This is a genomic window from Streptococcus sp. NPS 308 (assembly GCF_002355895.1).
In the GTDB taxonomy this organism is placed as follows: Bacteria; Bacillota; Bacilli; order Lactobacillales; family Streptococcaceae; genus Streptococcus.
In genome coordinates this window covers 359,821-372,015 of sequence record NZ_AP017652.1, presented here as the reverse complement: position 1 = coordinate 372,015, position 12,195 = coordinate 359,821, and the positions used below count along the sequence as shown (strand labels likewise).

The window sequence follows — 12,195 nt, the reverse complement described above, 5'->3', positions numbered from 1 at the left end:
CGTATAAAGTTTCCTTACTATTCTACTAGTTTTTTGTCTATTCGTCAACCAATCTTTTCACTTGATAAGGTAAATAAAACAATTGTAGGACAAGACTTGCTCCTACAAGAGCCAACAAGGCTATTTTTTCTTGCAAAACTACTGCTCCGACTAGCAATTCCAACAAAAGAACGACACTTCCAACACCGAGCATTATCTGTTTCAAACCCTTCTCTTTTTCACCCTTTTCTAAAGGAAAGAGCTGGGTCAAGTACTGGTAGTCAAGGGCACGATAGAGAGCCAACAACTGGAAGAGCATAAGATAATTAAACAGGACAACTACTGCCGTCGCGATCCAAGATTGCTCGATAAAGATCACAGCTAACAAGGATAAGAGCAAGAGGCGGAGACTGAGGGCAAAGAGGTCTCCATTTCGCAGATAAGAGCGGAGATAGAGGTTTTGCCAGATCTTCCCTGGCACCTTTTGAACAGTCTTTAGGATGAAATCCAGATAAGCGCGACGCTTGACACTATTTGAAACGCCCTTGACCTGAGTAAAGAGGGCAAAGAAACGAAGTAAGACTTGCTTACGCTTGCTTTCTTGGGCAATGACATAGTCCCAGTTCAGTCCAGTTTCAGTGAAAAATTTGCTTGCTTTGTGGCGAAAGACTAGGTATTTCCCAACTCCTAAAAAAAGCACATAGACGAGAAAGACTGGCAAGCCATAGCCCATGGCTAAAAACAATGGCGCAAACAAGAGTAAAAAGAGGGTTTGCACAATTGTCCAGAAAACCAATGAACGCACCGTCTGCCCTTTGAGGTATGACTTGACCTCCTCTTCAGCTACTAAGAGAAAGAGCTTGTCAGGTACTTCTATGTAGGTCGCGATTCCTCCCCAAGCCAAAAGCAAGGCAGATACAATTCCCAAAAACAAGAGGATGGGCCAATGATTTTCAGGAAAATGTTGCAGGAGTTGACTGTACTGGTAGGCTAAAAAACCGATGAGAACCAGCAGGAATAAGACAAAGTGGTCATTGAGAACATAACGCAGATAACCGACACACTCCTTACGAAAAGCCTGCTTTCTCCTTAAAAACAAGTCTTTCATAGGTCCCCCTCTTTGGTCAGAGCCAAGTAAATATCATTCAAGCTAGCCTCGGGCATATCAAAAGCCTCGCGGAGTTGCTGGAGGTTCCCCTGAGCCCGCACCTCTCCCTTGTGGAGAATAACAAAGGCGTCACACATCTTCTCCGCCGAGTCCAGCACGTGGGTACTCATGAGGATGGACTTGCCTTTTTGCTTTTCTACTTCCAAAAGCTGAATCAAGTCTGCAATAGCTAGCGGATCCAGACCAAGAAAAGGCTCATCCACGATAAAGAGACTCGGATCCACCACAAAAGCACAGATAATCATGACCTTCTGCTTCATCCCTTTGGAGAAATGCACAGGAAACCAATCTAATTTTTGATCCAAACGAAACATCTTTAACAAAGGTTCTACTCGCTCAAAAGCTATATTTTGCTCAATACCATAAGCCATGGCAACCGTCTCGATATGCTCCCTGAGGGTCAGTTCTTCATACAAGCTAGGCGTCTCTGGGATGTAGCCAATCTGCTTGCGGTAGCTAGTCGCATCTTCTCGCAGGGTTAGACCATTAATCTTGATTTCCCCACTGTAAGGTGTCAAAAGACCGATAATTTCATTGATAGTCGTTGATTTTCCAGCACCGTTAAGACCAATCAAACCAACCAACTGCCCACTTTCAACTGTAAAGGACACATCTTTCAAGACAGGGACGTGAACATAGCCACCTGTCAGGTTTTTAATTTCTAACATATTTTCTCCGAATCTGGTATAATGTAGCTATATTATATCAAAATTCAATACAGTAGAGGTGGATTTTATGTCAGATTGCATTTTTTGTAAGATTATCGCAGGGGAGATTCCTGCTTCAAAAGTATACGAAGATGAGCAGGTTCTTGCCTTTCTTGATATCTCTCAAGTAACGCCTGGACACACCTTAGTCGTACCAAAAGAACACTATCGCAATCTTTTGGAGATGGACGCCGCAAGTGCCAGCCAACTCTTTGCCCAAGTGCCAACAGTGGCTCAAAAAGTCATGAAGGCTACCAAGGCCGCCGGAATGAACATCATCGCCAACTGTGAGGAAGTTGCTGGTCAAACAGTCTTTCATACCCACGTTCACCTCGTTCCTCGCTACGATGCAGAAGATGACCTCAAGATTGACTTTATTACTCATGAACCTGACTTTGACAAGCTTGCCCAAGTCGCTGAAACCATTAGAAACGCTTAAGGAGATGCCATGAAACTATCAAATCTACTGCTATTCGCAGGAGCTGCAGCTGGAAGTTATTTTGTCGTGAAAAATCGCCAAGCCATTCAGGATGAAGTGCTAGATACAACTGACCGCGTCCAAGCTATCAAAGATGATTTAGATATCATCCAAAACAGCCTACAAATCATCGACCAACAAAAAGCCCTTATCAAGGAATACCAAAAAGATTTAACCTATAAATTTAAAGTCTTGGAAAAAGATTTCCAGACTAGACTAGCTGTGATAAAAGAAACACAGGAGCTTGAGGATAAGTAAAAAGAGCCAATTGGCTCTTTTTACTTTATTCTCCTTCAAAGGCATCTTTAATATGGTCAAAGAAGCCTTTTTTCTTTGGATTGACTTTCAAGTCACCTGCAGCTGCGAATTCTTTAAGCGCTGCTTTTTGGCGGTCGTTCAGACCTGTCGGAGTCACGACATTGACAGTAACGTATTGGTCACCAACAGCACCACCACGAAGGCTCGGTGCTCCCTTGCCACGTAGACGGAATTTCTTGCCAGTCTGAGTTCCCTCTGGGATAACCAATTCGACAGCGCCATGCACAGTTGGAATTTCCACAGTATCTCCTAGAGTTGCTTGGACAATATTGAGATTTAACTTGTAGAAAATGGTTGTTCCTTCACGTTCAAATTTATCACTAGCTTCAACTGAAACCACCACGTACAAGTCCCCGTAAGGTCCACCGTTAAAGCCTGCTTCACCTTGACCAGCTAGGCGGATTTGTTGGCCAGTTTCTACACCAGCAGGAATTTTCACATGTACGCTATGAGCTTGTTTTTCATGACCTGTTCCATGACAAGTTGTACATGGATCCTTGATTTCTTTTCCGCGACCATGACAGACATCACAGGTTACTTGGCGACGCATCATACCAAGAGGAGTCTGCGTATCGACGTTAATAACACCAGCACCATGACAGCGTCCACAGGTGACTGGACTTGTTCCTGGCTTAGCTCCAGATCCGTTACAGGTACGACAGCTTGCTTCACGGTTGTATTTCACTTCTTTTTCCGTTCCGAAGATGGCTTCTTCAAAAGTCAAATTCACACGGTATTGGAGGTCATCCCCTTGACGAGGAGCGTTTGGATTGCGCGAAGCTCCGCCTCCCCCGAAAAAACTTGAGAAGATATCTTCAAAACCACCGAAGCCACCTGCTCCGTCAAAGCCACCGAAACCGCCAGCACCACCAAAGCCACCGTTGGCACCTGCAGCACCATATTGGTCGTAGGCTGCCCGTTTTTGGTCGTCACTCAAAGTCTCATAGGCTTCTTGAACTTCCTTGTACTTTTCCTCAGCACCAGGCTCCTTGTTGATATCTGGGTGGTATTTTTTGGAAAGCTTACGATAAGCTTTTTTGATCTCGTCTGCCGAAGCGTTTTTTGACACCCCCAGGCGATCATAAAATTCAGTATTGTTCATAATTCAAGATACAAAGGGCGTCAAACGGACACAGCCAAAATAGGAGTTTTAACGACGGACGCGTGCGTCCTAGAAAAAACTATCTTTTTGGCACAGTCCGTAGCCCGTGTTCAGTTGCGAACACCTTTGTTCCTTTCTATTGATATTGTGAATCAAACCTCGATTTAGGTCGGGTTCAATTCCTTTCTTTTATATTGATGAGACAAAACCCCAACAAATCAGGTTCAGTTTCTTTTTACCGAAAAACAGAGGCTGGGTTGCAACCTCTGGATTTCTTCCTATCATTACGACGTTCGAGTTTTAAAAATCAAACTAGTAATGCTAAATCGAGCACTCCCTAACCTCTTGGTGAAAAAGACAAATCTTCCTAGAAACTAAAGTTTCTGCGTCAGATTTCCTATTTTCACTGTGAGGTTTTAACGGGCTTTGCATCTTACTTTTCAGTAAACTCTCCATCTACGACGTCATCGCCTGCGTTTCCTGTTGCTTGTGCGCCTTCTGCTCCTGCTTGAGCTTGTTGGGCTGCTGCGGCTTGTTCGTAGAGTTTAACAGCAAGGCCTTGAGCTTTTTCGTTCAAAGCTTCGAGTTTTGCTTTCATTTCGTCCAAGTTGTTGTCTTCTTGAGCTTTTTTAAGGTCATCAAGGGCAGCTTGGGCAGCATCACGTTCTGCGTCGAAGCCTTTGCCTTCAGTTTCCTTGATTGTCTTTTCAGTCGCAAAGATAGCTTGGTCTACTTCGTTACGAAGGTCAACTTCTTCCTTACGTTTCTTATCTGCTTCAGCGTTTGCTTCTGCATCTTTCATCATGCGGTCGATTTCTTCGTCTGTCAAACCTGAGTTAGATTGGATGACAATTGTTTGTTCTTTTTGAGTTCCAAGATCTTTAGCCTTAACAGATACGATACCGTTCTTGTCGATGTCAAATGTTACTTCGATTTGTGGAATACCACGAGGTGCAGCTGGGATGTCAGTCAATTGGAAGCGTCCAAGAGTCTTGTTATCTGCTGCCATTGGGCGTTCACCTTGAAGAACGTGGATATCAACGGCTGGTTGGTTGTCTGCTGCAGTTGAGAAGACTTGTGACTTAGATGTTGGAATAGTAGTGTTGCGGTCGATGAGTTTTGTGAAGACGCCACCCATTGTTTCGATACCGAGTGATAATGGCGTTACGTCAAGAAGGACAACGTCTTTAACATCACCAGTGATCACACCACCTTGGATGGCAGCACCCATAGCAACTACTTCATCAGGGTTTACTGATTTGTTTGGTTCTTTACCAGTTTCAGCCTTAACAGCTTCTACAACGGCTGGGATACGAGTTGAACCACCAACAAGGATGACTTCATCGATTTCTGACAAGCTCAAACCTGCATCTGAAAGGGCTTGACGAACTGGAACTTTTGTACGTTCTACAAGGTCACGAGTCAAATCGTCAAATTTCGCACGAGTCAAAGTCATTTCCAAGTGAAGAGGTCCAGCCTCACCAGCAGTGATAAATGGCAAGCTGATTTGTGTTGAAGTTACACCAGAAAGGTCTTTCTTCGCTTTTTCAGCCGCATCTTTCAAACGTTGCATTGCCATCTTGTCAGTAGACAAGTCAATACCGTTTTCTTTCTTGAATTCTGCTACCAAGTGGTCGATGATTTTTTGGTCAAAGTCGTCACCACCGAGTTTGTTGTCCCCTGCAGTTGACAATACATCGAAGACACCGTCACCCAATTCAAGGATAGAGACGTCGAATGTGCCACCACCAAGGTCAAATACCAAGATTTTTTCTTCTTTGTCAGTCTTATCCAAACCGTAAGCAAGAGCGGCTGCAGTTGGTTCGTTGACAATACGTTCTACTTCAAGACCAGCGATTTTACCAGCGTCTTTTGTTGCTTGACGTTGAGCATCGTTAAAGTAAGCTGGAACTGTGATAACTGCTTTGGTTACTTTTTCACCAAGGTATTCTTCAGCGTAACCCTTCAAGTATTGAAGAATCATAGCTGAGATTTCTTGTGGAGTGTATTCTTTTCCGTTAGCAGAAACTTTTTCAGAAGTTCCCATCTTAGATTTGATAGAGATCACCGTATCTGGGTTTGTAACTGCTTGACGTTTTGCAGCATCACCAACGATGATTTCACCGTTTTTGAATGACACTACAGATGGAGTTGTGCGGTTCCCTTCTGGGTTTGCGATGATTTTGCTTTCAGTTCCTTCAAGAACTGCAACTGCTGAGTTTGTTGTACCTAAGTCAATACCGATAATTTTAGACATGTGTTTTTCTCCTTAAATTTATCTTTTTTCTTTTTGATACTCTTCTTAAGTGGCGGCGCCGTCAGAGCTTGACCTCGTCAATCTCTTTGACTAAACTTTGAGCCTAAGGTCTCAAAGTTTGCGCAAATAGCGCCACGGCGAAGAGTATCGCCTTTGGTTCGCTTCGCTCACTATTGCAAAGCTGAACAACTTTCTTAACTTTCTTCATAGTTTATTGTCATTTCGGACAAGTTTCCTATTATGTTACGACACGAGGAGTCGAAATCGATATTATTTCGACTACGAGTTAGTAAGGAGGCTAGGCAAACGCCATAGCGATTGCCGTTTTCTGACGAGTTGCTTTAGCTACCGTCAGAATTTCCTAATCGAACACGCCCTAAGCTCTGGGTAAAAAAGATAGATTTTCTTGTGTTCATCGAACACTTCGTCAATCTCCTATTTTTACTGTGAGCTTTTTACGGGCTTTGTATCTTAGTTATAAACCACCACCATGGCTGGGCGTAAGATGCGGTCATGGAGTTTGTAGCCTTTTTGGAAGACTTGTGCTATAGTGTCTGCGGGGTGTCCATCGTCTGCTGGGAGAGTTTGGATGGCCATGTGATAGTTATGGTCAAATTCGCCGTCAGCTGCGATTTCTTCAATTCCTTCGTCTTTCAAGGCATGTACCAAGCTCTCTTGCACCATCTCCAATCCTTTTTTGACGTCGTCTGTCAAACCTTCAACTGCTAGTGCACGTTCTAGGTTATCGAGTGATGGTAAGATTGCTTTTGCCAGGTCTTGGCTACGATAACGTTGCAAGTTTTGACGTTCTTCATTGGCACGGCGTTGAATATTTTGCATTTCTGCATGAGCGCGAAGGTATTTGTTTTCGAACTCATCCGCACGTTCATTTGCCAAGTCCAACTCAGACTTCTCAGGAGTTGTTTCTTCAGTTGTTTCCACAACTTCCTCTTCTTTCATTTCTTCGTTTTTTTTATCTTGGGCCATTTTCGCCTCCTTTAATGATTTCAATCTTAATGTACTTCATAATGATTGCTACTGAGATAGCGATAAAAATCTGTCAACTTCATGGTCAAAACACGATTGACCACATTGACTTGGTTGACCAATTGCTGGTAATCCAGATTGACCGGACCGATAATCGCTAGAATTCCAAAACCCCGATAAGGAATGAGGAATTTACTGCTAATCACTGCTAGGTCTGCCAGACAAGACTCTTGACTGTCCGCAACACGCACATTTTGCATCTGATCTTCATGCAGACCTTCACGAATTTCCAAGGCCACCTTCTGTGGTTGGTCAAAGAACTGATAGGCTGCTAGATTGGCAAAATTCAAGAGATTAACCTTGCCAGATACTACAATGTTTTCGTTGAACATTTCTTTAAAAATGTGTTCAAAGAGATCCATGACATTGTCCGTTGTTGTGAAGTAACGCTGGATAATCTGCGGAATCTCCGTCCGAATCTTGTAGTGAATATCCAGAACGGTGTGACCGAGAAAACGTTCCTGAATGATGCTCTTCAGTTTCAACAAATCTTCCTGCAAGAAATTCCTTGGAATCAAAAACTGACTGGTAACCGTTCGAGACTCGTCTAGGGTGAAAACTGCAAGAGCAGTATGTTGTCCTAGAACGACAATATCGAAAGCCGTCAGGCGCTGTCTACTCGGCTCAACATCCAGTGCTACTACCGTACAGCCACTCAAGTCTGTTAGTAGATTGGCGGCCTCTTGCAGAATATCCTCCAGTTTGAAGAATTCCTGATCAAAGGCTTTGACAATCTCATAAACCTCATTCTCAGCTAGTCGATCAAAAGCCAGCGAGTGTTTCACATAGTACTGAAAACCAGCCACACTAGGCATCCGACCACTTGAAGTATGAGCTTTCTCAAGCAACCCTTGTTTTTCTAGAGCTGCCATATCATTACGAATGGTAGCACTACTAGAATTAATAGACTCTTGTAGCGCCTTGGATCCGACAGGTTCGTGCGTTTTGGTAAAGATGTCAATAATCAGATTTAAAATATCCTGCTGACGCTCTGTAACCATCTCATCACTCCTCTCTGTCAGATTGATTAGCACTCGATACACACAAGTGCTAACTCATGATTCTATTATACACCCTTAGAAGAGAATGTCAAGACAAAAACTCAAAAAATTAGCACTCTTTTGTCAAGAGTGCTAAAAATCAGTCTAAAGACCTAGAATCTTACTTTTTATCTACTTGGTATTTCCTTTTTAGTCTGAAATAACCATAGATTAGATAAGAAATCATGAGACCGTAAATACCGAAAATAAGAAAGAAAGATGAAGAGAGATCTTCTCTATATAGAACCAAGCAAACAACAAGCCCACCCAAAAGGGTAGCTATAGAAGGACGAAGTCTAGAGATCACCATTTCCCATTTAAGAGGATGATTCCTATAGAAGACTTGATCCTCCGGAAGTAACTCAGAAGCCGGTTTCCGAAAAATAGAAGACGGACAAACCTCTACAAGCTCCCAACCTCTATCTTTCAAACTTTCTAGCTGATGATAATATTTCTTAAAAAACTGTTTACCACACACAAGGTAAATCACATCATCTGGCTCACTTTCTTCAAAATAGAAAATCCACCATCTACTCGTTTTATATCTCCAACCTTGCAAATACATTTCACGTAAATAGTCTTCTTCCTTATCATAATCAAGAATGCCAAACATCCGAAATTGTACCTTGCTATTCATTGTCTTACCTCCAAATTAGAAAACAGGCATTGTTTCATTTATCAGATAATTCTTTCCACTTTTGAAACAATCTCCAAAAAATATAAGAAATCTGAATCGCAAAAATAATCAATAAAACACAATCTATTATGAAAATCAAAAATACTTCCCAACTGAAAGAACTAGCTCCACTGACAAACTTTGAGAAAACCGGTAGTAGAGCTAAAAAGAGAAGCAAAATAGGAAGCATACGCATTATTAAAATCCGTTTGACCACAGCTAACTTCCCGGCCGCGTCATTATAAATTTCAAACTCGGCATCCGATTCAATTTCAAAATGTACTTTTCTAAAGTAGGAAAAACCATTAAAGTCTGTAATATGCTCCCATCCACAGTCTTTAAACAGTTGCAAATAGGAGGCTCTCTCTGATTTTTTCATTGGATAAAAGTCTAACTGATAAGACACCTGCTCCGGTTGGCACTTTTCAAAGGTATACTTAACTGCAAACAACAAGATAGAGTAGGTTACTTCCTTGAGTTTCCAGCCCTCAGCATGCATTTTTCTAAGATATAAAGCCTCTCTATCATAATCCGCAATGGTAGCAATTCTATAAATAACCTTCTTTCCCATCATCCTTCCTCCCGACTGTTTCTATAGAGCCGCTCAATACGTTTCAATTCAATATCTAAGACTTTGCGTCCCAAATCTGTTATCTGATAAATTTTCCGTTTTTCCTCTTCTCGGACAAAGAAAATCAAGCCATCCTTTTCCATCTTTGACAAGGTCCCATACATAGTTCCAGGACTAATCGAAACTTGCGAATCTGTCATCTCCTTGACCTTTTGTGTGATACCATATCCATGGTTCTCCTTCTGTAAACAAAACAAGATATAAAAACCCGTTTCAGTCATGGGAAGGTAAACACGCCTAATCTTATCTGTTAATTCCATTTAACCACACCTCCTATTTAGTTCGATACATCGCGATTCGTTATATAAACTATATCACAGTTCGATATAAAATGCAAAAAAAAGATCACCCTCAGGCAATCTTTCTTCTATATTAGTAAAGATCTAAATAATTATCAACTTCCCATTGTGAAACGAAGGTTGCATAGCTAGCCCACTCGATACGCTTAGCTTCAAGGAAGCTCGTATAGATGTGTTCACCTAGGGCTGCCTTAACCACTTCATCTTCTGTCAAAGCTTTCAAGGCGTTATGAAGCGTTGATGGAAGATCGGTAATTCCAGCCTCTTTACGTTCTTCAGCAGTCATGATGTAGATGTTTTCTTCGATTGGAGCAGGAGCCTCGATTTTGTTTTCAATACCATGCAAACCAACTTCCAAAAGAACTGCCATCGCGATGTATGGGTTTGCCATTGGGTCCACTGAACGCAACTCAAGACGAGTTCCCATACCACGTGAAGCCGGTACACGAACTAGTGGCGAGCGGTTACGACCAGCCCAAGCAATGTAAACTGGCGCTTCATAACCAGGAACCAAACGTTTGTAGGAGTTAACTGTTGGGTTCATGATAGCAGTATAGTTATAGGCATGCTTAATCAAACCACCAAGGAAATGGTAGGCTGTTTCAGACAACTGCATTCCCTTTGGATCATTTGGATCAAAGAAGGCGTTATTCCCATTCTCATCAAACAAGGACATATTACAGTGCATACCTGATCCAGCAATACCAAATTTTGGTTTCGCCATAAAAGTCGCATAAAGACCGTGTTTACGAGCGATGGTTTTTACAACGAGTTTAAAGATTTGAATCTTATCACAGGCACGGAGGACTTCATCATACTTGAAGTCAATTTCATGTTGACCAACCGCAACCTCGTGGTGACTTGCTTCTACTTCAAATCCCATTTTAGTCAAGACATTAACGATTTCACGACGCGTATTGTCCGCAAGGTCAGTAGGCGCCAAATCAAAATAGCCACCCTTGTCATTCACTTCAAGTGTCGGGTCCCCATTTTCATCCAACTTAAATAGGAAGAATTCTGGCTCTGGACCAAGGTTGAAGGATTTGAATCCTACTTCTTCCATGTGACGAAGAGCACGTTTGAGGTTGCCACGAGGGTCACCTGCAAATGGTTCACCTTCTGTTGTATAAACATCACAGATTAAACCTGCAACACTTCCGTTTTCATCTCCCCAAGGAAAGACTGTCCACGTATCCAAGTCTGGGTACAAGTACATATCTGACTCATTGATACGTACAAAACCTTCAATAGAAGAGCCATCAAACATGGCTTTGTTTGACAAGACCTTATCTAACTGTTCATCTGTAGCAGGAATTTCGACGTTTTTCATGGTTCCCAGAATATCTGAAAACATGAGACGGATAAAGGTAACATTTTTTTCCTTGACTTCACGACGAATATCTGCAGCTGTGATTGGCATGTGTTTACTCCTTAATTTTTGACTACTTGCGATTGACTAACCGCGACCAAAAGGTGACTGCGCTGAAGCAAAGCGTCCTTGTTGGAGGAGCTCATTATGAAGCGCACGACGCACCTCCGTTGGGCTCACTGCTTTCTTGGATTTCGCCTCACGCTCAGCGTATTTCTTCTTAATGGCAGCAATATTGAAACCTTCAGAGATATAATCTTTGATCTCAAGCAATCGATCCATGTCATTCAAAGAATACATACGACGGTTCCCTTCGTTTCGATCAGGCTTTATCAACTCTTGATCTTCATAATAACGAATCTGGCGCGCCGATAGATCGGTCAACTTCATCACACTACCGATAGGAAAAACAGCCATATTTCGACGAAATTCTTTTTCCTTCATTTACAATTTCCTTCTTTCTGTCTATTATAGTCTAAAAAAATCTATACGTCAATTAATAATGTCACAAAATGTAACATTATTTTCTTTTTTTCTCTAAAAGATTTCTGAAACGATCAATATCATAATTTACGAGTATTGCCACAAAAACACCCATAAAAGTTTCAAATACACGAGCAAACACGTACAAAATTGTCTCCCCGCTCGGTATCGATAGGGTAATAATCAACATTGCCGAAACTCCGCCGATAACTCCCGCCTTATTATTCATGGCGACATTTGTCATAATGGTTAACATGGTGCAGATTGGAACGATCAGCAAGGTCACCCAAAAGGCTTCTTGAAATAGAGTGTTTAAAAGGAAGAAAACAAGGGCGTAGAAACCTCCGATACTGTTTCCTAGAATGCGTGATGTCCCAAAATGAACACTCTTGTCAAAGCTTTCTCTCAAACTAAAGACTGCTGTCAAAGCCCCAATTTGAAGTCCCTTCCAACCAAAAAATCCAAAAATCAAGAGAACTAAAAAAACAGCAATTCCGGTTTTAAAGGTTCGTAGACCAAGCTTGAACTGTGACTTATCAAATTTATATTTTTTAAAATAACCCATAATCTCAACTTTCTATTTCCATTTTATCATAAATTAGTTGATTTTATGAGCCAAAATCGATAGGAAACGTTTTTAA

Annotated in this window: 14 protein-coding genes; 2 read left to right on the top strand and 12 right to left on the bottom strand. The window is 41.9% G+C overall.

Annotated elements, in window-relative coordinates; translation table 11 throughout:
* Nucleotides 1–37 precede the first annotated feature (37 nt).
* Together SNAG_RS02025 and SNAG_RS02020 are read right to left on the bottom strand one after the other, a co-directional pair.
* The gene (locus tag SNAG_RS02025) at nt 38–1,087 is read right to left on the bottom strand and encodes an ABC transporter permease (RefSeq protein WP_096406093.1); all 1,050 of its coding nucleotides are present in this window, start codon (nt 1,085–1,087) and stop codon (nt 38–40) included.
* Nucleotides 1,084–1,815: an ABC transporter ATP-binding protein gene (locus SNAG_RS02020; protein WP_096406090.1), complete on the bottom strand. Its 732-nt coding sequence runs from the start codon at nt 1,813–1,815 to the stop codon at nt 1,084–1,086. The genes SNAG_RS02025 and SNAG_RS02020 overlap by 4 nt, the downstream gene beginning before the upstream one ends.
* A 67-nt stretch (nt 1,816–1,882) precedes the next feature.
* On the opposite strand from SNAG_RS02020, the gene SNAG_RS02015 reads away from it, so the two are divergent.
* Nucleotides 1,883–2,293, top strand: coding sequence for an HIT family protein (locus SNAG_RS02015; RefSeq protein ID WP_096406088.1), 411 nt, complete (start codon nt 1,883–1,885; stop codon nt 2,291–2,293).
* A 9-nt stretch (nt 2,294–2,302) separates the two neighbouring features.
* Entirely contained in the window at nt 2,303–2,590 is a 288-nt protein-coding gene (locus SNAG_RS02010; protein WP_000777744.1) for a hypothetical protein, read from the top strand.
* A 25-nt stretch (nt 2,591–2,615) separates the two neighbouring features.
* Here SNAG_RS02010 and dnaJ read toward each other — a convergent pair whose 3' ends face one another.
* The 10 genes from dnaJ to SNAG_RS01960 all read right to left on the bottom strand — a co-directional run bounded on the left by dnaJ (nt 2,616) and on the right by SNAG_RS01960 (nt 12,119).
* Nucleotides 2,616–3,752, bottom strand: coding sequence for a molecular chaperone DnaJ (gene dnaJ, locus SNAG_RS02005; protein ID WP_001066313.1), 1,137 nt, complete (start codon nt 3,750–3,752; stop codon nt 2,616–2,618).
* 433 nt (nt 3,753–4,185) lie between these two features.
* Nucleotides 4,186–6,009, bottom strand: a complete 1,824-nt coding sequence (gene dnaK, locus SNAG_RS02000; protein WP_000034683.1) for a molecular chaperone DnaK — start codon at nt 6,007–6,009, stop codon at nt 4,186–4,188.
* 471 nt (nt 6,010–6,480) lie between these two features.
* On the bottom strand, nt 6,481–6,996 hold the full coding sequence (gene grpE / locus SNAG_RS01995; RefSeq protein ID WP_096406085.1) for a nucleotide exchange factor GrpE: 516 nt from the start codon (nt 6,994–6,996) through the stop codon (nt 6,481–6,483).
* 26 nt (nt 6,997–7,022) lie between these two features.
* A complete protein-coding gene (gene hrcA / locus SNAG_RS01990; RefSeq protein ID WP_061409623.1) occupies nt 7,023–8,057 on the bottom strand; it encodes a heat-inducible transcriptional repressor HrcA in 1,035 nt (344 codons plus the stop codon).
* 160 nt (nt 8,058–8,217) lie between these two features.
* On the bottom strand, nt 8,218–8,733 hold the full coding sequence (locus tag SNAG_RS01985; RefSeq protein WP_096406083.1) for a DUF2812 domain-containing protein: 516 nt from the start codon (nt 8,731–8,733) through the stop codon (nt 8,218–8,220).
* Between the two features lie 34 nt (nt 8,734–8,767).
* Nucleotides 8,768–9,343 (bottom strand): DUF2812 domain-containing protein, encoded by a 576-nt coding sequence (locus SNAG_RS09990; protein WP_049489699.1) that lies wholly within the window; start codon nt 9,341–9,343, stop codon nt 8,768–8,770.
* The gene (locus SNAG_RS01975; protein WP_000423976.1) at nt 9,343–9,663 is read right to left on the bottom strand and encodes a PadR family transcriptional regulator; all 321 of its coding nucleotides are present in this window, start codon (nt 9,661–9,663) and stop codon (nt 9,343–9,345) included. Before SNAG_RS01975 ends, SNAG_RS09990 begins: the two co-directional genes overlap by 1 nt.
* A 112-nt stretch (nt 9,664–9,775) precedes the next feature.
* Nucleotides 9,776–11,122, bottom strand: a complete 1,347-nt coding sequence (gene glnA / locus SNAG_RS01970; protein WP_042902032.1) for a type I glutamate--ammonia ligase — start codon at nt 11,120–11,122, stop codon at nt 9,776–9,778.
* A gap of 36 nt (nt 11,123–11,158) precedes the next feature.
* Entirely contained in the window at nt 11,159–11,515 is a 357-nt protein-coding gene (gene glnR / locus SNAG_RS01965) for a transcriptional repressor GlnR (RefSeq protein WP_000659541.1), read from the bottom strand.
* A gap of 76 nt (nt 11,516–11,591) precedes the next feature.
* Nucleotides 11,592–12,119, bottom strand: coding sequence for an FUSC family protein (locus SNAG_RS01960; protein ID WP_096406080.1), 528 nt, complete (start codon nt 12,117–12,119; stop codon nt 11,592–11,594).
* Nucleotides 12,120–12,195 lie beyond the last annotated feature (76 nt).